The sequence below is a fragment of the Thioflexithrix psekupsensis genome (assembly GCF_002149925.1).
Classification (GTDB): domain Bacteria; phylum Pseudomonadota; class Gammaproteobacteria; order Beggiatoales; family Beggiatoaceae; genus Thioflexithrix; species Thioflexithrix psekupsensis.
In genome coordinates this window covers 540172-563621 of the sequence record NZ_MSLT01000023.1, presented here as the reverse complement: position 1 = coordinate 563621, position 23450 = coordinate 540172, and the positions used below count along the sequence as shown (strand labels likewise).

The window sequence follows — 23450 nt, the reverse complement described above, 5'->3', positions numbered from 1 at the left end:
CCTCGTGGAATAAGGTTAGAAAAACGGTTGAGAAAAAAGCAGTATTTTTAAAAAAGGAAAAATTTAATTTAATCCACTGATACTGGCTAATAAATCCATTTGATGTTCATGAATTAATGGATTAATAACTTGGTCTAATTGACCGTTCATGATTTCATCTAATTTATGCAAAGTTAAATTAATGCGATGTTCTGTCACGCGGCCTTGGGGATAATTATAAGTGCGAATCCGTTCTGAGCGATCTCCGCTGCCAACTAAACTACGTCGGGTAGCGGCTTGTTCGCTGCGTTGTTTTTCGCGTTCGCCGTCGAGTAGTCTCGCTTGTAACAGGGACATGGCGCGGGCGCGATTTTTGTGTTGTGAGCGTTCGTCTTGACATTCGACCACAATCCCAGAGGGAATATGCGTTATACGAATAGCGGAGTCCGTCTTATTCACATGCTGGCCGCCCGCACCCGATGCGCGATAGGTATCGACTTTTAAGTCATTGGGATTGATGTCAATTGCGTCAATTTCTTCCACTTCGGGCATCACGGCCACGGTACAAGCCGACGTATGAATACGTCCTTGTGCTTCGGTTTCTGGAACACGTTGCACCCGATGGCCGCCGGATTCAAATTTTAAACGCGAGTAAACTTCTTGGCCGCTAATGCGCAAAATGACTTCTTTATAGCCGCCGTGTTCGCCGGCACTTTCGCTGATAATTTCGGTTGTCCAGCGTTGTTGTTCGGCATAACGGCAATACATTCTCATCAAATCGCCCGCGAATAAAGCCGCTTCGTCGCCGCCCGTGCCAGCGCGCACTTCTAAGAAAATATTACGTCGATCATCAGGGTCTTTGGGCAATAATAATAATTGCAATTCTTCCGTGAGGGCTTCGGCGCGAGCTTTGGCCTGATCAATTTCTTCTATGGCCATTTCTTTCAATTCGGGATCGTTCAGCATTGAGGTGGCTGAATCCACATCCGTCAGCGCAGTTAAATAACGTTTAAAACAATCCGTAATGGGTTTTAATTCGGCATATTCTTGCGAGAATTGACGGAATTTATTTTGATCGGCAATGGTCGATGGATCGGCTAATAGCGCACTGAGTTCTTCAATGCGATCATGTAGGGTTTCTAATTTTTGACGAATGGATGGCTTCATATAAAATCTTTTAAAATCATTTGGTTAGTTTAAAGAGTAAACCTGAGCGGCGGCGGTTGCGGCGGTGGAATTTTGGGGGTGATGATGTGTTGTTGCGGGTCAATCGGTCAGAATGTGTTAAAGCGGGTGCTGTTATCTTGCATGGCTTGTTGTTGTCGTTCGCAAAAATCGTCAGCGGCATTGTAGCCTTGTTCTTTTAAGCTGTGATTGCGCACAGCGGATTCTAACAGCACCGCTAAATTGCGCCCCGCGGCCACAGGTAAACTGATCTCTGGAATATCTACGCCCAAAACACGCCGCACACGGTAATCGCCTTGTAAGCGGTCAATTGATTTTAACCGCTCTTCGCTCATCTGTTCTAACATCACGATTAACCGCAATTGGTTTTCTGTTTTAATAGAACTGTTACCGAACAAAGCCTGTACATTTAGAATCCCCAAGCCGCGCACTTCTAAAAAGGGATTCATGCCCGCCATCGCACACGCGCCATTGATAACATTGGGCGAGACGCGGCAGAATTCGGGTGCATCATCCGCAATTAAGCGATGGCCGCGACTGACCAATTCTAAAGCCAATTCGCTTTTTCCCGTGCCGCTGCGTCCCATAATCAACACGCCCATACCCAAGACATCCATAAATACGCCGTGTAATGTCGTGCGTTGTGCCAACAGACCTGCAAAAGTGGTATGTAAATAATTAATAACGTGTTCGCCCGGTAATTGGGAGACAAAAAGGGGAACTTGATATTTTTCTGCATACTCTTTTAAGTCGTCTGTCGCATGGCTATCCACCACAATCACCGAGGCTAGATTGTCATTTTCAAACAGTTGTTTTAACGTCTCCTGATACACAGGGCGCGTGAGTGCGTCCAAATAAGCCAGTTCATATAAGCTGATCACTTGGATTTGGTGGGGGTGAATGAGATTGAGATAGCCGACGTGGGCGAGTTTTTCATCAACCCGCAATAAAATATTACGTTTACTGCCCGTCCGGCCGGCCACCCAATGTAGGGTTAGGCTGTCGGCACAGCTTTCGTATAATTCAACCACGCTGATAAGTTGCATAAACGCTTACTCGTCGTCATGTTGTATCGTCATGGGGGATTGACTGGGTTGCCATTCGGCAAATAATTTGTATTTTTCACCACAATCCCGTCCATTACGCAGTTGTTCGCGGAATGTGGCATCACTGAACATTTCTGCTAAATGCGCGAGAATTTGTAAATGTTCATCCGTACAATGTTCGGGTACGACTAAGGCAAACAGTAAATCCACCGGTTGACGATCAATCGCATCGTAATCAATACCTTGATCCAACTGCAAAAATGCGGCAAGTGTCACATCACAATGGCTGACTCTGGCGTGTGGAATGGCCACGCCGCGTCCTAACCCAGTGCTACCCAAACGTTCTCGTGCCAGTAGGGAATTGAGAATTTCTCGATTGCCTAGTTTGGAGGTTTCGGTGGCGAGCAGTTTGCTGAAATACTCAAAAACGCGCTTTTTACTGCTGGCCTGCACGTGGCACAACATGCGATCTGGAGTCAATATGTCTTTGATTTGCATAAGATAAATGGGGGATAAATCTAAGTCTATATGGGATAAGCTAATACGCGAAAAAATCCATACAAAAAAAGGAGGGCGGAGTCAGTCCGTCTACTCCGCACACTCCCCATCTCGCCGGCGTTATTGAATCGATGAAACTAGAAATAATTTTTTAAGATTCAATAATTTGAGTTTTAACCCGGCCATCAGCTTGGTGGTGATCTTTGAGTTTCTCCTTATGCTTTTTGATTTGCCGATCCAACTTATCCGTCAGGGCATCAATGGCGGCGTACATGTCTTCATGTTCGGCGTTGGCGAATAAGTTGGCACCGCTGACATGAATGGTGGCTTCTGCTTTTTGTCTGAGTTTCTCGATGCTGAGAATCACATGCACGTTGGTGACATGGTCAAAGTGACGCTCCAGTTTTTCTAATTTGCTGATGACGTAACTGCGTAAGGCGGGAGTCACTTCGACGTGATGTCCACTGAGATTCAGTTGCATGGTATGCTCCTAGTGTTATCGTTGTTGGGGAGAGGAACGGTATTAGGTTAACCGTTTTCGTTCATTTGAGGGGGGTATGACCATCGCTTCCCGGTATTTGGCGACGGTGCGACGGGCGACGTTAATCCCTCTTTCTGACAGCAGCCGCGCAATTTTGCTGTCGCTTAATGGTTTGGCGGCACTTTCAGAGGCAATGAGCTTTTTAATCAAGGCACGAATCGCCGTCGAAGAACATTCTCCGCCGCTATTCGTGCTGACGTGGCTAGAAAAGAAGTACTTTAACTCAAAAATGCCACGCGGGGTATGGATATATTTCTGGGTCGTGACACGAGAAATGGTCGATTCGTGCATTTCCAGTTCGCTGGCAATATCGTATAAAACCAGCGGTTTCATGGCTTCTTCACCATAATCTAAGAAAGCAGTTTGTCGTTTGACAATGCAACGCGCCACTTTCAACAGCGTTTCATGGCGACTTTTTAGGCTTTTGATAAACCAACGGGCTTCTTGCAGATGATTTTTCAAGCTGGCCACATCGGTTTCTTTGTTCGCGCGGGAGATGAGATCGGCATAGTGTTGATTGACGCGCAAACGCGGGGCAATTTCGGCATTTAACTCTACTTTCCACTGTCCTTTGACCTTGCGCACAAACACATCTGGCACGACGTAAGTGGCATTATGTGCTTCAATGTGAGAACCGGGGCGCGGCCGCAGAGATTGGATCAATTCCACCACCTCGCGCAGCTCTTCGCGCCCTAATTTCATGCGTTTAGTCAACTGGGCATAGTCACGAGCGGCCAGCACATCTAAATGGGTTTTGGCGAGGGTTAAGGCTTCGTTGCGCCAGGGGGTGCTGGGGGGCAACGCCGACAATTGCAACACCAGACATTCGCCCAAATCGCGGGCAGCCACACCAATCGGATCGAAATGCTGAATTCGATGTAAAACAGCTTCTATTTCGCTAAGGTCAACTTCCTCGCCCAAGGTGTCGGCAATGTCCTCTAAGCTGGTGCGTAGATAGCCGTCACCATCAATGCTGTCAATGATAATGTGGGCGATGGTGCGGTCAGTATCGCTGAATGGAGTCAGTTGTAATTGCCAGAGTAAGTGTTCTTGTAGGGTTTCTTCGGTGGTGTGTTGGTTAAACGGATCGCGGTCGGCAAAATCGCTGTTATCGCCACTGGGATAATCGTACTGTCCCAATGTTCCCTCATAAATATCTTCCCATTGTGAGTCCACGGCTAATTCTGTGGGGATGGTTTCGTTTTCTTGAAAATTGACTTCTGCCGAGTCAGCCGCGTTGTACTCGTTAAAGGGATCGTCTCGATCAGTGTTGCTGATTTCTGGGCGGCTTAGATCGTCGGGGAGAGGGGTATCTGTGCTTTGTCCGTCCAATTCATCAGAAACACGCTCTCGATAGTCATCTTCTGACAATGTGGATAAATCGACCGTGTCCTCTTCTTCCGTATCCTGCTGTTCAAGTTCTTCGATTTCTAACATGATGTTGGATTCTAAGGCTTGTTGCACTTCTAATTGCAGGTCTAACGTTGAGAGTTGCAACAGGCGAATGGCCTGTTGTAACTGAGGGGTCATGGTGATTTGCTGACCTAAGCGCAGTTGCAGACTTTGTTTCATAAGCGTTCAGAGGTAAAAACGAAATTCTTTAATGTGTCGTGCATGGGTAAAATGGGCATGGATCATTCGCACCGCTTTTTTTACCCGCTCATAATCGGAAATCCTGCCCCAAATAGACTTCGCGCACTTGTTGGTTGGCTAAGATTTCACGGGGTGTTCCTTCTGCAATGATAGTCCCTTCATTGACGATATAGGCACGATCACAAATATGTAGCGTCTCGCGCACATTGTGGTCTGTGATTAAAATGCCGATGTCAAGACGACACAGTTGAGCAATAATCCGTTGTATATCCAACACCGACAGGGGATCAACCCCCGCAAAAGGCTCGTCAAGCAGCATAAAACGCGGATGCGCCGCCAATGCCCGCGCAATTTCTAAGCGACGACGCTCACCGCCAGAGAGACTCATGCCTAGATTATCGTGCAGATGAGTAATATGCAATTCTTCTAGCAATTCGGTCAAGCGTTGCTGACGTTGCTGGGGGCTGAGTTGGGTTTGTCGCTGTAGGATAGCCATGATGTTGTCGGCGACGCTCAATTTACGAAAAACGGAGGGTTCTTGGGGCAGATACCCTACGCCCAATTGCGCTCGACGGTGCATGGGATAGCGGGTTAAATCATCATTGTCTAACTGCACTTGGCCGGCATCACAGGGAATTAAACCCACAATCATGTAAAAACTGGTGGTTTTTCCGGCGCCATTCGGCCCCAGCAAACCCACAATTTCCCCGCTTTGCACGTGTAAACTGACATCGCGCACCACTTGGCGAGAACGGTAACATTTGGCGAGTTGTCGTGCGGTCAGTAGGCTCATGCCTGAGCTTGTTTTTACATTCATAACTTACCTTACGTACTTTATTATTTTTTTTATCACCATGTGGCGGGTCTAAATTTATTGTCATTCAAAATGACGGTCATTTCCCCTTTTTGCGCAATGACAAAAAAACCTTTTCTATACGCATATTTGCCTACCTCATCTGGTATCACCATTGCTGTAACTGCGCCATAGGTTTTTTTATCTGCATATTCAGGAAATAATCGCTTGAATTTATTCATGCGCTCAATATGTTCATTGACATCGTCAATATCCAGTTTGCTTTTGACTTCAATCAAAACACAAACGTCGCCATTAATAAGCAGCAAATCAATCTGTGTGGCTAAATCTAATTCTGGATTACTCGCACTGACATCGCTGTAAGTTTTATGTACCAAAATACCGCGCTCTTGAAACAAGCGCGTCACCGAGGGTTTGACAAAACCTTCTACAAACTCACCCAAGCGATTGCCTAACTCTCCAATTTTTTTATCAGTTTCTCTGAATCGGCGGTCGGTTTCCTTAAATTGACGGTCGGTTTCCTTGAATCGGCGGTCGGTTTCCTTGAATTGACGGTCGGTTTCCTTGAATTGACGGTCAGTTTCTTTAAATCGAAGGTCGGTTTCCTTGAATTGACGGTCAGTTTCCTTAAATTGGAGTGCAATTTCCTTAAATTGACGGTCAGTTTCCTTAAATTGACGGTCGGTTTCCTTAAATAAACGCCAAATCTCTTCTAGTGTTGGTGCGGGGCTATCATGAGTATCCATGCTATACCAAAATTAAGTCATTCATAAAATTTTTCTGTCAGAATCAGAATTTACAGAATTTTCGGATTTTCAGAATTAAAGAATTAAAAATCGATTAAAAATAAACGACTTGCAAGAGTCAATTTTGAAAATTCTTTAATTCTGTAAATTCTGATTCTGACAAAATAAGGATTCTATGAATCATATCTTTTTGGTATATTTACCTTCTTTTTGTGTATGGAAGTTGAATTGAGCAGATTTATTTATCACAAATTAGCCTGAGTACGTAAGGTGAGTTCATCACTGATTTTTTTGGCGGCGTGGTTGTAAGGTCACCGTGACGCGACTTTTTTCCGTATCACCCTTGAACGCACGGATAATTCCACCGTGGGTATCGTAAGTGATTTTTTCTCCAGTCACCACATCTTTACCTTGCCACACTTTAGCTCCTTGTGTTAATTCTAGCAGATTTTGATCGGCAAAATATTCCATTTGTGCGGCATTGGCGTGTAAAAATTCTTCTGAATTATCAGGCTGTTGGCGAAATTGTGCGGGTTTGCCAATCGCGGTGACTTTTTCAATGTCTTGTTTTTCGCTGTAATTAAGCGTGACTTTATCGGCATTAATTTGAATGCTGCCTTGCGTAATAATCACTCGTCCCTCGTAAGTGGCGATACCGCGGGCATCGTCAATCTGACCTTGATCCGCTTCGATCAAAATGGGTTGATCACGGTCAGTCGATAAGGCGTAAACCGCTATAGGATTTATTGTATAACTTACAATCGTCACGAGAAATAATTTTTTAAGGGCGTTCATAGCGGCCTCGCACGGTAGACAATAATGCAACTTGTTGTGTTGCGAAAAAAACACGCAATCCTATACTCTCCGTTGTCCCATTGGGGTGTATGATGCGACTGGGGGCTTGGGTTTCTGCGAGTTGCTGCGCGTGATCGACGCGCACATCATGGGTAAAAATTTCTGTTTCCATTCGTGGCAATTTACGCCAATGTACCGCGCCCAATAACCAAATTTCATTGCCATCTGCTGAGACTTCGCCGCGTTGTGAGCGCACATCCCATTGCGCAGTTTGATCTTGATATATTGTTAAATGGGGCGCAATCAATTCGCTTTCACCGCTATTATAATGGATTAATTGTTGTGCTTTGAGAGATTGTGCGGGTTGCCCGTGGTGGTCAAGACGATGGGCTTCAAAATCGTGCAAGGTGTAGTCAACATAACGCGATACGGATGGTGTACGATGACTGTCTTGATCTAAACTACGCAGTAACCACGTGCTTCCCCCCGCTAATATCACTAATAACAAGCCGATTAAGCGATTTTTCATAGGATAACTCGCGGTTTAAGCGTTTTTATGGGCATCATTAGCGAATATCATAACGGGCTAATTGCTCGTTTAACGTGCCTTGTGCCGTCATAATTAGCTCGCAGACTTCGCGGGCGGCACCACGGCCGCCGTGGGCTTGTACCTGCCACGCCACGTAAGGCAGAATCGCCGCCGCCGCATCTCCCACCGCTAAGGGTAATCCCACTTTGCGCAGCACCGGCACATCGTTAATGTCATCTCCCAAATAGGCCACTTGGGTTGGGCTGAGTTGCAGTTGGGCGCAAAGGTCTAATAATGCAGGCAATTTTTGCAATTGTCCCTGATACACATAGCGAATATCTAAACTTTCCATGCGATGCAAGACTACGGGAGAACTGCGGCCAGTAATAATCGCTAATTCTACGCCGGAGGCTTGCAACAGTTTCATGCCCAAACCATCGCGGGCATAAAAGGCTTTATATTCCTCACCTTGCGCACCAAGATATAAACGGCCGTCTGTCAACACGCCATCGACATCGAAAATCATTAAGCGCACTTGTGCGGCTTTTTGTAAAATATCAGCAGGAATTGTCATATTACACCACACCTGCGCGAAGTAAATCGTGCATATTTAAAGCTCCGATAAGTCGGTTGTTGGGTTCAGTGACTAATAATCCATTGATTTTGTGGCGTTCCATTACACTGAGGGCATCCACGGCTAACGCATCGGCCGCTATTGTTTTACAAGGACAGGTCATGACTTCAGTCACGCGCACCGCATGAATATCCAGCGGTTTATCCAAAGCCCGTCGTAAATCCCCATCAGTAAATACGCCTAAAACGTGTTGTTCTGCGTCAACAATAGCCGTCATACCCAGACCTTTGGCTGACATTTCCGTTAATGCTTGGGCTAAGGTCACGTGATGGCTGACTTTGGGGACATGGGGATCGCGGTGCATTAAATCTTGTACTCGTAGTAATAAACGTTTACCCAAACGCCCACCGGGATGCGAACGCGCAAAATCTTCGGCACTAAAGCCTCGCTGTTCTAACAAAGCAATCGCCAACGCATCGCCCATGACTAAGGCCGTGGTGGTGCTGGCCGTTGGGGCTAAACCTAACGGACAGGCTTCCCGCGCTACACTCACATCCAAATGTACTTCAGCTTGTTGGGCTAAAGTAGAGTGGGGATTGCCGGTCATGGCGATCAGTGGCACGTGTAAACGACGAATTAACGGCAAAATGGTTAAAATTTCTTCCGTTTCGCCCGAATTAGACAAGGCCAACACCACATCTTTAGACGTAATCATCCCCAAATCGCCGTGACTGGCTTCACCGGGATGTACAAAAAAAGCGGGGGTGCCGGTGCTGGCGAGAGTGGCAGCGATTTTACCACCAATATGTCCGGATTTCCCCATTCCCAATACGACCACTCGCCCTTCGCAGGCTAACATGCGTTGACAGGCGGTGACAAAATGGGCATCAATGCGCGTTTTTAAGGCGGCCACAGCGGCTAATTCGGTGTCAATCACGGCTAACGCCAGTTGTTGCAGTGAAGAAAACAGCGTGTGTTCGGGTGTTGTGGACATAAGATGAGATAAGGGGTTGAATGTGGATTGAATGACTGGGAAAATTCTCAGTTTTTCTGGCGTTCTTCATCTTCGGCTTTATCCGCCTGAAAACTCAACAATCCTTTGATATTTAAACGCAATTGTTTAATGGCTTCGGGGGCGGCAATATCCACCATATATTCAACCACCCAAGGTTGATCGTGCATGGCGCGCTGCATTCTTTGACCAAAATAATTGCAGAATGCAAAGCCCCCTTCTTGTCCAAGAAATTCAATATCACCATATTCAATAGCCTGTTGATTTAACAGATCAATAAAGGCTTTTTTATGTTCCCCTTCTCCCAATAAATCCCGTTGATTATCAGCAAAACGTTCGGCGACATCATTGGCTAAAGCAGAAATAAAAATATGTCGTTCTTCTTCACTAAATTGTGCATAAGTTAAGCGGTCGGTGGCTTGTAATAAAAAAGCCAAATATTCACCGATGATATTTAAACGATCAGTATAAGTTTCTGTTTTAAATTCTTTTTCCAATTCTACTACGGCGTTAGCGGCAATGCGCCAGCAATTAAAACCTAATGTTTGTGCAATATCGGGTAAGCTGCGATTTTTAGCATTTTTGTGCCAACGGTTTTTAATGCGTAACATGATTGCCTCTTTAATTTGCCGTAGAAAAAAATAAGGGATAACCTTAAATACGGTTATCCCCTATCACTGAATTCAGTGTGAATAAAACGCTTATTTATAACCAGCGCGATCCATTAATTTCACCGCTTCCACTTGCAAACGTCCGGCTTCAATCAGATTGGTGGTATCGGGTTTAAAATCGCCCCAAGAACGCACTAATTCGCTAGAAGGTACGGCAGGATTGGCGGGATATTCGTGGTTTAAACTCGCAAACATGGCTTGCGCTTCAGGGGTAGACAGCCATTCTAACAGTTTAATCGCGGCTTGTGGATTTTTTGCATGCTTGGTGATGCCTGCGCCTGAAATATTAATGTGTACGCCGCCGGCTGAATCGGCTTGATTTGGCCAGAAGATGGCGACGGGGATGCTGGGGTTTTCTTCTTGTAAGCGGCCGAAATAATACGTGTTGACAATTCCCAAATCGCATTGTCCGGCTTCGATGGCTTCGATCAGTTGCGAATCACTGGCAAATACATCTGTTGCTAAATTGTTTAGCCATGATTTAATAATATTTTCAGTGGTTTGCGCACCTAAACGCTGCATCATCATGGCAGTCAATGACTGGTTATAAACTTTTTTCGACGTGCGTAAACACAAGCGATTTTTCCATTTGGGATCGCCTAAGTCTTCGTAAGTGCTAAGTTCTTTAGGATCAACCCGTTGCGTACTGTACACAATCGGCCGCGCCCGCACCGATAAACCAAACCATTTCTGATCGGGATCGCGTAAATGGGCAGGAATGTTTTGAGTTAATGTAGGAGAATCAATGGCTTGTAAAATGTCACGTTCAGTGGCTTGCCATAAATTACCGGCATCAACGGTCATCAGCATGTCGGCTGGCGTATTTTCGCCCTCAGCCACCAATCGCTCTAGCAACGCGGCTTCCTGAGCCGTGGTAAATTGGATGTTCACCCCTGTATTTTTTGTGTACGCGTCAAAGAGGGGCTTGATCAGATGATCCTTGCGGGCAGTGTAAACCACAACAGTGTCGGCTTGTAAAGTGGGAGTGATGAGGCTGCTTACTACTAAACTACTGATAAAAAACATTTTTTTTAGCATGATGTGTTGTCACCTGTTTTTGATAGAATGAGGAGTGCAAATGATAATATACCAATTTTTTCAGAGTCGTATAATAATACTTTTTAAATAGGAGAGAATAATGAACAAGAGATATGAAGATTTAGAAGAGTTAATGTCAACAGGTGAGGCGAGAGAAGTGAAGCGAGCGATGGCAGTAAGAATGTCTTTGCTTGGTTTTGTGCGTGCGGAAGCGGCTTTAGCGTGTTGTGTCAGTGTGCAATTTGTGGATAAATGGAAAGCCATTTATTTAGCGTCAGGGGTGGAAGGATTAAAGTTAGCGTATAAAGGCTCACCAGGGTATTTAAAGCCGCGTGAACGAGAAGATGTGATTAATTGGATACAAGAAAAGAAGACAATAACAATAGAGGAACTAAAGAGATACTTAAAAGAGGAGTATGATGTTTTCTATTCTTCAAATACTTCTTATACTAAATTATTAGAAGAAGCGAATTTAAGTTATAAGAAGACACACAAAGAGAATTCGGCAAAAGATGAGGTAAAAGTAGAAGCTAAAAAAAAAGAGATTAAGGATTTAATAGATAAGGAGCGTGAACAGATAGAAAGTGGAGAGGTAATGTACTGGATGCAAGACGAAAGCCATCAGTTGTGGGGAGATATTTGTGGTTATGTTTGGTCGAAAAAAGGAGAAAGAACGTCAATAAAGATGAGTAATTATCGCACTTCTCAAACGTGGTATGGAGCGGTGAATATTTATACGGGAGAATTTATTTTAGATAGGGCAAAGAAAGCTGATACAAAATATACGATAGACTTTATTAACTGGCTCATTTACAGATATAAAGAAGCCCGTCATGTGATTATTTGGGATGGTGCAAGTTATCATCGTTCTGAAGGTTTAAGAACTTATTTAGAGAAATTAAATGGGGGACTTCCAGAATCAGAATGGAAAGTTCGTTTATTAAGATTTGCGCCCAATGCCCCAGAGCAAAATCCAGTCGAGGATATTTGGCTTCAAGGTAAGAATTGGGTCAGAAAGAATTTTCATCGTCTATCAAGCTTTAAAGAAGTCACTAGTATGTTTGAGACCTTTTTGTCAGGTAAAGTGTTTAAGTTTAATAAAATTAAACAGTATCTTATACCTAATATCTAGGTAGATATTAAAACTTAATTTGTTTTTATATCTCACATAATTTTGGTATAGTTACTATTTATTATTTCAAGTAAAAATACTTTGGTAGTCTCCTCTAGGGCTGTCGTCACGAAGGGATAAAAGGTATAATTTGAGTAAATTAACTAACAGAGAGGAACATAGAAATGGAAAGCTATAGCATCCGCACTATAAAAAGATTAAATAGAATTAAGTAAGTAATGATACGCATCAGGGTGAAGCTCAACATCACGTTTTAATGCTTCCATGTCTATTTTAGTGGGTTTATTGCGCGTCCGTTTGGGTTCTAAGACTTTACCCCACCTTACTACGCTGGCTATCGCCACCTTAAAGCGTTCTGCTACCTCTGCAAGGGTCAGATTCTCTTCTTGTCTAGTTTTTAATACACGTTCTCGAAAGTCTATGGAAGTGGTTATTCCCCCAAGAAAAATCGTAAAGAGCCGCGTCCGTTTGACAAAGAACTTTACAAATTGCGTCATCTGGTTGAGAACGCATTTCTTCACCTTAAACAATGGCGGGGTATCGCCACTCGGTATGCCAAAAATACCGCCTCCTTTCTCGCCGCTGTACAAAGACGACACTGTCTAGTGCAATTGTGAGACTCCCAAAGCATAAAAAGCACACCCAAAGCGAATTTGTTGACAACAGCGGAAGAAGCGGGAATTACTGGCTTGGAACACTTTCTTCGACTAAACTCAATCACTTGCCTGTTGCAATGAGCGGGCGCGATGCGTTAATCATACTGAACTTAATTCTGAGGAGCGTGTTATGAAACAGCTAGTTAATGTTGTCTTGGCAATTGTTTACTTCAATCTCTTCCTATCCAGTGCGGCATTGGCACAAACACCCAATCCTAGTGGCATTTGGAGCGGCGATGGTAAGTATTATATCCTGTTAGTCCAACCGGACAACACCGATGTCGTCTTCCTAGAAACCGATTTGCAAAGCCTGACCGTTATGATCGGTAGTTACAATTGGGATACCGGCGCGTTGGACTTAAAAGGTTTAACGCCGCAAGACGACGTTACGGTAAATGCCACAATTACTAACGGTACTGTGTTGAACGGCAACCAAACTCGCGGCGGGGAGTCTGTGCCGTTAAATGCAACACTGACATTTGCACACGAAGGCAGTGAGTATGACGGCATTTGGCAAAGTAGCGCAAGCGCGGATGCCTATGTAGTGTACTTATCGGTTAAAATCGAGAGTGCCAGCATGGGAGTGATGCTGGACTTGCGTTTGTCACCGGAGAGCAGCGAGAAAGTGAAAATTTACACCGGGTTGATTTTAAGTGGACAGTACAGCGGTGTCCGGTTAGACAACCCAAAGGCACTCGTGAAGCTTAACTTCACCACCGCCAAAGGTGAATATATAGATACCAGCGTCCGTCCTCCCGTTGTGACCGGTACATTTGACGCGGTGAAGATTTTTTAACGGTATGGTTTTCGTAGATTTTAACCGCGTGGAATGGACACCCTCATTGATTATTGGAACGCAGCTCCTTTCTTCCCTGCCAGTTGCGATGACTGTATTGGTGAAGATGGAAACCTGACCGGCTATCACAATTATCAGCTCAATCAAGACCCGGACATTCGGTTGGCGTACATCAGTTCCAAGCAGGACGCGACTATTGCTGCAAATTTGCCGGGTGGTGGACCAACCCTAGGAGCTGAATTGATCGAGGCGGTTGCCGAACTCAAAGGAACTCACCCGGATCGCTTTAACAGTCTCATCTCCAATGGTGATGATCACACGTATCTTATTCGCAGATTTGATTCGGTCATTGGTGGTACCTCTGTCAAACAGTGGATCGCTGACATGATAGCCGGCGGTGAGGCATGGATGTCCCGATCAGACTAGCGCGTTTTTTTTTGCTCCGCCATCCGCCATTGCGGAGCAATTTGGCACTTTATTCGCCATGATAACGAATCATTAGATTTGGGATAATTTTATTCATATCACTACTTGACTAGGACTACCCAGATTATTTCTGTTTAGGTACTAAAAAATTAACCACAACAATTGCAAACCACTTAACACCAAAGCCGCTAACCCCAATTGCGTTTGATAGGGTAACAAACGCGCTCGCCAATCGCGCAAATACTGCTGTTGTTCTGATCCCTGCAACCAACGTTCAACCCATTGACTCCCCATCAAAACCCCCAAACTCAATAACACAAAAATACACGCCAGCCCAAATAACGCCATCAACACCACATAGCCCGCTTTAATTAACAAAATAATTAACCAAATGACACCAAAAATTAAACCCGATACTCCCAACATTCCTTGAAACTGCGTTAATTTTTCTAACACCGGGCGTAGCGGAGGTGATTGCGCCTGCAAATAAACCGAAGCCGCCATCAATCCTAATAGTAATAATAAAATAATACTTAACAAATTGATTAAAAACATGACCCGCACTCCTTAAAAAAATAAAAATCTTGTGTTTCCTTTCTCTAATGTGACGGGTTGCATTTAGTTTTTAAAGGCAATCCATAAAATATTACGCAATATTCAGTAAAAAAAGACAATTTTATTTTGTCACATAAATGCCTTATACTGGCTGCACCCATTTCTCCATTAGGTAAAACATATTATGCAGCCGCTCAATGTGTTATCTCGTATTCCCTCTCGTTTTTCATTGCGTGTGACGCTTATCGCGCCGTTTTTGGTGATTATTTTTATTGCGGTGACATTAACGGGTTTTTTATCCCTACGTCATGGCGAGCAAGCAGTAAATCAATTAGCCAGTCAATTACGCGCTGAAATAACAGCTCGAATTGCAGATCGTTTGCAAAGTTTTATTGCTGAACCACAATGGCTTAATCAAAATCATGCTTACGCTTTACAATTAAACGAAATTGGATTAGAAGATAGCACGTTATTAGAGCGTCATTTTTGGCAATATATTCAGGCTTTTCCTGCGGTTTATTCTTCTTATTATGGGCATGAAGAAAACGGACAATTTCATGGGGCTAATCAATATCCCAATTTACCCTTACAAATCACCAGAGCCACGCCCGAAGATAACCGCACCATGTATAAATTCAAAGCCGATGAAGACGGATTTGAAAGCGAAGAATTAAGCACGCGCCCTCATTACGATCCTCGTGAGCGGCCCTGGTATCAAGTGGCAAAAGCACGAAAAAAACCCACATGGTCAGAGATTTACGCTGATTTTTCTACCAAAGCATTGATGATCACCGCGGCACATCCCATTTATCGAGGGGATGAGTTGCAAGGTGTTTTAGGCGTGGATGTGACGTTAAGCAACATCAGTGATTTTTTACGGCAATTAAAAGCAGGAAAAAGCGGCAAAACGTTTGTTATGGAACGCGGTGGATTATTGGTGGCGAGTTCTTCCGATTCTCCGCCCTATGATGCGGATAATAATCCCATATTAGCGACGGCATTAAACGATACAATGATTCAAGCAGCGGCTGAATTTTTAATGATTCATACCAAAGCCTTTCAACACGTCGATCACAGTACCCAATTTGAATTTACACACGACCAAGAAACCTATTATTTACAAATTACGCCTTGGGAGACGGATTCAGGTTTAGATTGGTTAATTGCGGTGGTGTTGCCTAAAGCTGAATTTATGGAACAAATCCATGCCAATATGATTAATACTTTAATTTTGATGTTAATTTTCCTTTCTGTGGCGGTTATGGTGGGGGTTTTAAGTTCGCGTTGGGTGACAAAACCTTTGCGCGATTTAAATGCCGCTGCGGATCGCATTGCCAAAGGCGAATGGGATCAACATTTACCCACAGCACGTACGGATGAAATTGGCGATTTGGCGCGTACTTTCAACACGATGGGCGAACAATTACGCGCCCATTTTGCCACGCTGGAGCAGCGCGTGGCCGAGCGCACCCGCGAATTGGCCACCGCTTACAAACGCCTAAAATCCTCCCAAACCCAATTAGTCCAATCGGAAAAAATGGCTTCTTTAGGACAAATGGTGGCGGGCGTGGCGCATGAAATTAACACGCCTTTAGGTTACGTCAAAAACAACGTATCTATGACGCAACGTTTATTAAAACAAGCGGAAAATTTATTGCAACAATACCGCGAATTGGTAGAATTATTGTTGTCGGGAGAAACCGATGAAAATACTTTACAAGCCAAAATAGCTGAAGTATTAGAATTAGCCAATGAATTCTTTGAAGAAGACACGTTTGCCGAAACCGATCAATTGCTTAAAGATACCCTTTATGGCATTGAGCAAATTTCTGAATTAGTCGTTAATTTGCGCAATTTTAGCCGCTTAGATCAAGCCCGCATTGCGGATGTGAATATGAACGAAAATTTAGATAGCGTGTTGACCATTGCGCATAATATGTTAAAACACCGCGTAGAAGTGATTAAAGAATATGGCGAATTGCCGCCGGTTTCTTGCTCACCATCGCAATTAAATCAAGTGTTTTTAAATCTCATTACCAATGCCTCGCAAGCGGTCACACCCGGCAATGGTAAAGTGATCATTAAAACCAGCGCAGATAATGACCATGTTTATGTCAGCATTCAAGACAACGGCTGTGGCATTCCTAAAGAGATTTTAAACAAAATTTTCGACCCTTTCTTTACCACCAAACCCGTTGGCGAAGGCACAGGATTAGGTTTATCAATTAGCCATCAAATTGTGCATCAACATGGGGGTAAAATTAAAGTCGCTTCACAGCAAGGAAAAGGAACGCGCTTTACCGTATCATTACCGCGCCAACGCCCAAAAATACCCGCTACTTCTACCGCTGCCAATCCCGCTTAAATTTAAAATAAGGACAAGACAATGACAGAACAAAAAGCCACCCTGTTATTTGTTGATGATGAAGAGCGCATTTTGCGTTCTTTAAAAATGCTCTTTCGCTTTGATTATAAAGTTCACGTCACCACAGACGGCAATGAAGCATTAGAGATTTTAAAACGAGAAACCGTGCATGTATTAGTCAGCGATCAGCGAATGCCGATTATGACGGGTGTGGAATTATTACGCCAAGCCCGCGATATTTCTCCCAATACCATGCGTTTATTATTAACGGGTTATTCGGATTTAACGGCCATTGTGGGTTCTGTGAATGAAGGGGAAATTTTCCGTTATATTAATAAACCATGGGACACGGATGAAATTCAATTAACGCTACGCAATGCCGCCGAGATTGGCTTGCAATTAGCCAGTTTAGATAAATCTGCCAATACGCAAGCGGCGATTAAAAAAGCCGATACTTCCCGTGAACAATTGGGATTATTGGTGATTGATGAAGACCCCAGCACGTATGAAATTGTCAGAGAAATTATTGGCGAAAAATATCTAGTCCGTTGGGGAACGACGCTAAATGACGCATTTACCATTTTAAGTGAAGAAAACATTGCCGTCGTGATTTCTGAAGTGAGAATTGCCAATGAAGACATTACCGCGCCCTTAAAAACCTTGAAACAATATCATCCCAATATTTTAACGATGGTATTAACTTCATTCCAAGACACCCGCGCCTTAATCGAATTAATTAACCAAGGGCAAATTTATCGCTTTTTACCCAAACCTGTTTTAAAAGGCATGTTAGAAAAAAGCATTCAAGCCTCTATTCGCCATTACCATGCCATGCGAGAAACACCGCAATTAGCACAACGTTATGTGGTTGAGAAACCACAAAAAGAACCGTTAAAAATCTCGGAAACGATTTTAGGTTATATTCGCAAAATTCGCAGTAAAATTCAGGGCTAATTTTAACCCTAATAACGCACATCAATTCGTCCGAAACCAACCAATAAATTCAATTGTGCCAACAACGCATCTTCGGGCTTAACGCGCCATTCCTGCCCTAACATCAATTCGACCAACGCATCCTCACGTCGATAATGCAGCACTACGGGACATCCGCCCGGCCGGTAAGCGGTTAAAATGTGCTGAAAATCATCTAACCAATTCGGACGTGGGGCATCGATTTTAATGGTAATTTGCCGCGCATAACGCTCCCGCGCCATGGCTAGGCTAGAAATTTGCGTGGCCGTCATGCCATAACCGCCATCATTAAATTCATCTTCACGCACTTCTCCCTCGATAATTAATAAATTATCTTTCACCAATAAATCTCGACATTCTTCAAATTTATCCGAATAAACCATGACTTCTAAACGCGCCGTATTGTCATCTAACATTACCGAAGCCATGCGTCCGCGGCGGCTGTTTAATAAGCGCACATTTAACACCAACCCTGCGACTTTTGTCGTTTTAAATCGCTCAGTGGGACGGAGATTTTTTAAACGAATCGGCGCAAGTTTTTCTAACTCGCCTAAATACTGATTAATAGGATGTCCCGTTAAATATAATCCTAAACTTTCTTTTTCGCCATTTAAGCGTTCTTTTTCGCTCCATTTACCACCGACAATAAAGGGCGTTTTATCTTCTTGCACTGCTTCTATAGGCGCGCTTAATCCACCGAATAAATTATTTTGCCCTGCATCTCGATCTAAACTGTGCTTTTCCGCCAATTTAATGGCCGTTTCTAAAGAAGCCATCATCACGCCCCGTTCAGGGCCTAATTGATCCAATGCGCCCGCTTTAATTAAACCTTCTAATACTCGTCGATTAGCACGGCGTAAATCAATGCGGCGACAAAATTCAAATAAATCCGTATAAATGCCGTTATTTTCTCGCTCACTAATAATGCCCATAATAGCCGCTTCGCCCGCGCCTTTAATCGCGCCTAAACCGTAGCGAATGCTGCTATTTAAATCATCGCTTACCGTAAAACGATAATGACTGGTGTTCACATCAGGTGGTAAAACTTTTAAATTCATTTGGCGACATTCATCAATTAAATTCACCACTTTATCCGTATTGTCCATATCAGAAGACAATACCGCCGCCATAAAAGCAGCAGGATAATGGGCTTTTAACCACGCTGTTTGGTACGACACTAAGGCATAAGCCGCAGAGTGCGATTTATTAAAGCCATAACCCGCAAATTTTTCCACCAAATCAAAGACATAAGCAGCAACTTCTGCTCTGACTCCCCGACTCACCGCGCCATCGACAAAACCAGAGCGTTGTTTAGCCATTTCTTCGGGTTTTTTCTTGCCCATTGCCCGCCGCAATAAATCCGCACCACCCAAACTATAACCCGCTAAAACCTGCGCAATTTGCATCACTTGTTCTTGATAAGCAATCACACCATAAGTCGGTTTTAATACCGCGACCAAATCCCGATTGCTATTTAATTCAGGATGCAAATAATCAAACTGTACATTGGGATCATTTTTACGGTTAATAAAATCATCCACCATACCTGATTCAATCGGCCCTGGACGGTACAAAGCCAATAAGGCAATAATATCTTCAAAACAAGTCGGCTTTAGCTTTTTTAATAGCTCTTTCATGCCGCGTGATTCTAATTGGAAAACGGCCGTAGTTTGCGCTTTTTGAAATAAATCATAAGTCGCAGGATCATCCAGTGGCAATAAATTAATATCTAATGGCTGCTCCAGAAAATGATTAATACTGTCTAATGCCCAGCGAATAATGGTCAGGGTGCGTAAACCTAAAAAGTCAAATTTAACTAAACCCACACTTTCCACATCACCTTTATCGAATTGCGTGACCAAATTACTGCCATCTTCTTCGCAATAAAGTGGGCTAAAATCCGTTAAAACCGAAGGCGCAATGACCACACCTCCCGCATGTTTGCCGACATTACGGGTTAAGCCTTCTAATTTTCGCGCCATGTCGATTAATTCGCGCACTTCTTCCTCTTGTTCATAACGCGAACGCAGGGCTTCTTCACTGTCTAATGCTTTTTCTAAAGTAATGCCTAATTCCATAGGAATTAATTTGGCTAATTTATCCACAAAACCATAAGGATGATCTAGCACGCGGCCAACATCTCGAATCACCGCTTTAGCGGCCATTGAGCCATAAGTAATAATTTGTGAAACCTTATCACGCCCATAACGTTCTGCCACATAATCAATCACTTCGTCGCGGCGTTCCATACAAAAATCCACGTCAAAGTCAGGCATGGAGACCCGCTCTGGATTTAAGAAACGTTCAAAGAGTAAATCATAAGGAATCGGGTCTAAATCCGTAATTTTTAACGCATAAGCCACCAATGATCCCGCACCCGAACCCCGTCCTGGCCCGACAGGAATTTGATGATCTTTTGCCCATTGAATAAAATCCGCCACAATTAAAAAGTAACCCGCAAAGCCCATTTGAATAATCACATTCATTTCTAATTCTAAACGGTCTTCATAAATGCGTCGTTGTGGCGTAAAGTCAGCTTGTTGCGTATGGGATAAAACAAGCAAACGCTCTTCTAATCCCACACGGCATTGTTCACGGAAATAATCATCAGCACTTTTTCCATGAGGAATAGGGAAATTAGGCAGATAATTTTTCCCTAATGTCAGGGTTAAATTACAACGCTGTGCAATATGCCAAGTATTTTCTAAAGCTTCGGGAATATCGGCGAATAATTCGGCCATTTCTTCGGGCGTGCGCAAATATTGCTGTTCACTGTAAAGACGCGGGCGATTGGGATCGGCCAACACATACCCCCCATGAATGCACACCCGCACTTCATGCGCGTCAACATCGTCTGGGGTTAAAAAACACACCTCATTGGTCGCCACCACAGGCACGCCATAAAGCCCCGCAAACGCCACCGCAGCGTGAATATACACCTCCTCATCCATTCGCCCCGTGCGCGTTAAACATAAATACGCCCGCTGCGGAAATAAACGCTGATATTCACGCCAATATTGCTCGGCTTGCTCTCTATTATCACGCAATAACGCCATACCTAAATCGCTATTTCGACCTGCAATTAAAACAATTAATCCTTCTGTAGATGCTTCTAACCATTCTCGATATAAATAAGGCCGTCCTTTATGCTGTCCTTGCATATAACTTAATGACACCAATCGCGTCAAATGACGATAGCCTATTTCATTTTGACATAATAAAATTAATTGCGTCGGGGGCGCATCTTGTTGCCACAGCCACATATCCACCCCAATAATCGGTTTAATTCCCGCCGCATAAGCCGCTTGATAAAATTTAACTAAACCAAATAAATTATGATGATCCGTAATGGCACAAGCTGGCATTCCTTGCGCTTTCACCGTTTTTACTAATGATTTAACTGGAATTAAACTGTCAATTAAAGAATATTCACTGTGACAATGAAGATGAATAAAACGAGGCATAATAAATTCCTAATAAAATAATAATTGTTTGAATTTGAAAAGAGAAAAAATAAGCATTTTTCCTATTTTCCACCTATTCAAACCCAAACAAGCTGATTGACAAATTTTACCGATCCTAAATGGTTTGTGTAAAATTCACCAAACGATCCAAGGTTGCTTTGGCTGCGCCGCTGGCTAAAGTATTTCTTGCTAAATCAATCCCTTGTGCCAAAGAATCAGCGAGATCAGCCGCGTATATGGCTGCTCCCGCGTTAAGTAAAACAATATCACGTGCCGCACCATCCGTATTGGCTAATACCTGATGTACCATTGCCACACTTTCCTCTACAGAATTCACTTGGATTTCAGACAATTGAGCGCGTTTTAAGCCAAAATCTTCAGGAGTTATGCAATAATTGCGTACCGTTCCTTGCGATAATTCAGCGACTTTTGTATCCGAACAAATGCTGATTTCATCCAAACCCTCATCAGAATGTACCACTAAAACATGCACACTACCCAGCTCACGCAACACCTCAGCCATCGCCGATAACCACGTCGCACTGAACACTCCCAACAATTGATGCGTTGCACCTGCGGGATTCGTCAACGGACCCAGTAGATTAAATAAAGTTCTTACCCCCATCTCTTTACGCGCTGGCATGGCGTACTTCATTGCGCTATGATGTTGAGGCGCAAACATAAAACCAATGCCCACCGTTTCCACACAAGCCGCCACTTGGGCAGGCGACAAAGACAATTTCACCCCCAACGCCTCCAACACATCCGCACTGCCACTGCGACTGGATACAGAACGATTGCCATGTTTAGCCACTTTTGCCCCCGCCGCGGCCGCGACTAAGGCACTGGTGGTGGAGACATTGAAGGTATTCATCTCATCACCCCCCGTCCCCACTATATCAACTAAATCAGTTGTAGAAACAACCACAGGCGTGGCCAATTCTCGCATCACCATTGCCGCGCCCGTTATTTCCTCTACCGTTTCCCCTTTCATACGCAACGCAATCAACATGCCTGCAATTTGCGCGGAAGTGGCTTCTCCTGTCATCATTAAGCGCATGATTTCGCTCATTTCATGACGAGTTAAATGCGCTCGATTGACCACCCGTTGCAAGGCTTGTTTCATTTCCATATTGACACCTCCTCTATTTTCTTAAAAAATGAAAAAAATGCGGGCTATTGCAGCCAATTTGTTATTAAAATTGGGCTTGAACTGGCTCATGATTCAACCCACTTTTAAGCGCACCCATTAAAAAACGCTTAAAAACACAGACTGATAATATGGAAATTAAGATATTTTAACGTTCCTATTGATTTTAATACTGACCGATTCCTATGTCGCACCATCATCACGCATTGCACTATCAAGTTAAATACTCAAATCGAAAAACGTTAGCAATTAGTGTTTATCCTGATTTAACTGTTTTAGTTAAAGCCCCATTAGGTCTTTCTAAAGGGGTGATCGCTGATATTGTACAACAAAAAGCCGAATGGATTAAACGCAAGCAAGACGGTTTTGCGCAACGATCTCGTATGTTACATCAACCTCAATACATTAGCGGAGAAATGCACCTGTTTTTAGGGCAACAATACCCCATTACTTTAGAACAAAGCAAGCGCGAACAAGTGATGATGGAAAATAACCAATTACGGCTTTATTATCGCGGTTTATACGACAGTACACGCATCAAAAAGCAATTAAAACAATGGTATAAAGAACAAGCACAATTTTATTTTTCCCAACGCCTTGCCATTTGCCATCAACAAGCTGCGATTTTAGCCGTGCCATTACCCGACATGTCAGTGCGTTGGATGAAACGGCGATGGGGCAGTTGTTCACAAAAAGGAAAAATTCTATTAAATGCAGCATTAATTAAAACGCCAATTGCTTGTATTGACTATGTCATTATGCACGAGCTTTGTCATTTAATTGAGTTTAATCACAGTCCTGCTTTTTACGATCTATTAAATCGAGTGATGCCAGACTGGCCATTACACAAAAAACAACTGAATCAATTGGGTGCATTAGATGAATAAATTGCGCGTTTAATTTATACTATTTA

General features: G+C 43.7%; 23 protein-coding genes and 1 pseudogene. 7 read left to right on the top strand and 17 right to left on the bottom strand.

All coding sequences use genetic code 11. The annotated features are described in order from the left end of the window. Nucleotides 1–63: 63 nt before the first annotated feature. The 13 genes from prfA to TPSD3_RS15025 all read right to left on the bottom strand — a co-directional run bounded on the left by prfA (nt 64) and on the right by TPSD3_RS15025 (nt 11009). On the bottom strand, nt 64–1146 hold the full coding sequence (gene prfA, locus TPSD3_RS15085) for a peptide chain release factor 1 (protein ID WP_086489363.1): 1083 nt from the start codon (nt 1144–1146) through the stop codon (nt 64–66). 107 nt (nt 1147–1253) lie between these two features. Next, nucleotides 1254–2210, bottom strand: coding sequence for an HPr(Ser) kinase/phosphatase (hprK, locus tag TPSD3_RS15080; RefSeq protein ID WP_086489362.1), 957 nt, complete (start codon nt 2208–2210; stop codon nt 1254–1256). Between the two features lie 6 nt (nt 2211–2216). Further along, nucleotides 2217–2708, bottom strand: a complete 492-nt coding sequence (ptsN, locus tag TPSD3_RS15075; RefSeq protein WP_086489361.1) for a PTS IIA-like nitrogen regulatory protein PtsN — start codon at nt 2706–2708, stop codon at nt 2217–2219. Between the two features lie 151 nt (nt 2709–2859). Further along, complete coding sequence (gene hpf / locus TPSD3_RS15070) at nt 2860–3189, bottom strand: ribosome hibernation-promoting factor, HPF/YfiA family (RefSeq protein ID WP_086489360.1); 330 nt, start codon at nt 3187–3189, stop codon at nt 2860–2862. Between the two features lie 42 nt (nt 3190–3231). Next, complete coding sequence (locus TPSD3_RS15065) at nt 3232–4821, bottom strand: RNA polymerase factor sigma-54 (protein WP_086489359.1); 1590 nt, start codon at nt 4819–4821, stop codon at nt 3232–3234. 88 nt (nt 4822–4909) lie between these two features. After that, nucleotides 4910–5635 carry an LPS export ABC transporter ATP-binding protein gene (gene lptB, locus TPSD3_RS15060; RefSeq protein WP_086489358.1) on the bottom strand — a complete coding sequence of 242 codons (726 nt, stop codon included), beginning with the start codon at nt 5633–5635 and terminating at the stop codon, nt 4910–4912. Nucleotides 5636–5691: 56 nt separating this feature from the next. Beyond that, nucleotides 5692–6402, bottom strand: a complete 711-nt coding sequence (locus TPSD3_RS15055; protein ID WP_086489357.1) for a DUF8196 domain-containing protein — start codon at nt 6400–6402, stop codon at nt 5692–5694. A gap of 279 nt (nt 6403–6681) precedes the next feature. Then, nucleotides 6682–7197, bottom strand: a complete 516-nt coding sequence (gene lptA, locus TPSD3_RS15050; protein WP_086489356.1) for a lipopolysaccharide transport periplasmic protein LptA — start codon at nt 7195–7197, stop codon at nt 6682–6684. After that, entirely contained in the window at nt 7184–7726 is a 543-nt protein-coding gene (lptC, locus tag TPSD3_RS15045) for an LPS export ABC transporter periplasmic protein LptC (protein WP_086489355.1), read from the bottom strand. Before lptC ends, lptA begins: the two co-directional genes overlap by 14 nt. A gap of 37 nt (nt 7727–7763) precedes the next feature. Next, nucleotides 7764–8300, bottom strand: coding sequence for a KdsC family phosphatase (locus tag TPSD3_RS15040; RefSeq protein ID WP_086489354.1), 537 nt, complete (start codon nt 8298–8300; stop codon nt 7764–7766). A 1-nt stretch (nt 8301) separates the two neighbouring features. Next, nucleotides 8302–9294, bottom strand: a complete 993-nt coding sequence (locus TPSD3_RS15035) for a KpsF/GutQ family sugar-phosphate isomerase (RefSeq protein ID WP_086489353.1) — start codon at nt 9292–9294, stop codon at nt 8302–8304. Between the two features lie 47 nt (nt 9295–9341). Further along, nucleotides 9342–9923 carry a hypothetical protein gene (locus TPSD3_RS15030; RefSeq protein WP_086489352.1) on the bottom strand — a complete coding sequence of 194 codons (582 nt, stop codon included), beginning with the start codon at nt 9921–9923 and terminating at the stop codon, nt 9342–9344. Between the two features lie 90 nt (nt 9924–10013). Beyond that, nucleotides 10014–11009, bottom strand: a complete 996-nt coding sequence (locus TPSD3_RS15025) for an extracellular solute-binding protein (protein WP_245391615.1) — start codon at nt 11007–11009, stop codon at nt 10014–10016. A gap of 112 nt (nt 11010–11121) precedes the next feature. Between TPSD3_RS15025 and TPSD3_RS15020 the strand changes: the two genes are divergently transcribed. Further along, nucleotides 11122–12153, top strand: a complete 1032-nt coding sequence (locus TPSD3_RS15020) for an IS630 family transposase (protein WP_086486662.1) — start codon at nt 11122–11124, stop codon at nt 12151–12153. A 197-nt stretch (nt 12154–12350) separates the two neighbouring features. On the opposite strand, the gene TPSD3_RS18410 is transcribed toward TPSD3_RS15020, so the two are convergent. Then, nucleotides 12351–12650, bottom strand: a complete 300-nt coding sequence (locus tag TPSD3_RS18410) for an IS630 transposase-related protein (protein ID WP_425353098.1) — start codon at nt 12648–12650, stop codon at nt 12351–12353. Between TPSD3_RS18410 and TPSD3_RS15010 the strand changes: the two are divergent. From TPSD3_RS15010 to TPSD3_RS15000, 3 genes and pseudogenes are all read left to right on the top strand, one after another. Continuing rightward, nucleotides 12594–12770 (top strand): annotated as a pseudogene (locus TPSD3_RS15010) (IS5/IS1182 family transposase); the annotation flags it as partial. The gene TPSD3_RS18410 and the pseudogene TPSD3_RS15010 overlap by 57 nt on opposite strands. Before the next feature lie 169 nt (nt 12771–12939). Next, nucleotides 12940–13605 (top strand): hypothetical protein, encoded by a 666-nt coding sequence (locus TPSD3_RS15005; RefSeq protein WP_086489350.1) that lies wholly within the window; start codon nt 12940–12942, stop codon nt 13603–13605. Between the two features lie 33 nt (nt 13606–13638). Next, on the top strand, nt 13639–14031 hold the full coding sequence (locus TPSD3_RS15000; RefSeq protein WP_086489349.1) for a hypothetical protein: 393 nt from the start codon (nt 13639–13641) through the stop codon (nt 14029–14031). A 141-nt stretch (nt 14032–14172) separates the two neighbouring features. Here the strand turns inward: TPSD3_RS15000 and TPSD3_RS14995 are convergent, their stop codons facing one another. Then, nucleotides 14173–14586 (bottom strand): hypothetical protein, encoded by a 414-nt coding sequence (locus TPSD3_RS14995; protein ID WP_086489348.1) that lies wholly within the window; start codon nt 14584–14586, stop codon nt 14173–14175. A gap of 184 nt (nt 14587–14770) precedes the next feature. On the opposite strand from TPSD3_RS14995, the gene TPSD3_RS14990 reads away from it, so the two are divergent. Then, a complete protein-coding gene (locus tag TPSD3_RS14990; protein ID WP_086489347.1) occupies nt 14771–16951 on the top strand; it encodes an ATP-binding protein in 2181 nt (726 codons plus the stop codon). 21 nt (nt 16952–16972) lie between these two features. After that, nucleotides 16973–17905, top strand: a complete 933-nt coding sequence (locus TPSD3_RS14985; protein WP_086489346.1) for a response regulator — start codon at nt 16973–16975, stop codon at nt 17903–17905. An 8-nt stretch (nt 17906–17913) separates the two neighbouring features. Here the strand turns inward: TPSD3_RS14985 and dnaE are convergent, their stop codons facing one another. Together dnaE and trpD are read right to left on the bottom strand one after the other, a co-directional pair. Then, a complete protein-coding gene (dnaE, locus tag TPSD3_RS14980; protein ID WP_217884472.1) occupies nt 17914–21387 on the bottom strand; it encodes a DNA polymerase III subunit alpha in 3474 nt (1157 codons plus the stop codon). A gap of 115 nt (nt 21388–21502) precedes the next feature. Next, nucleotides 21503–22519 carry an anthranilate phosphoribosyltransferase gene (gene trpD / locus TPSD3_RS14975; RefSeq protein WP_086489344.1) on the bottom strand — a complete coding sequence of 339 codons (1017 nt, stop codon included), beginning with the start codon at nt 22517–22519 and terminating at the stop codon, nt 21503–21505. Nucleotides 22520–22722: 203 nt separating this feature from the next. Between trpD and TPSD3_RS14970 the strand changes: the two genes are divergently transcribed. Next, nucleotides 22723–23424: a M48 family metallopeptidase gene (locus tag TPSD3_RS14970; RefSeq protein WP_086489343.1), complete on the top strand. Its 702-nt coding sequence runs from the start codon at nt 22723–22725 to the stop codon at nt 23422–23424. The last annotated feature ends 26 nt before the right edge of the window (nt 23425–23450 follow it).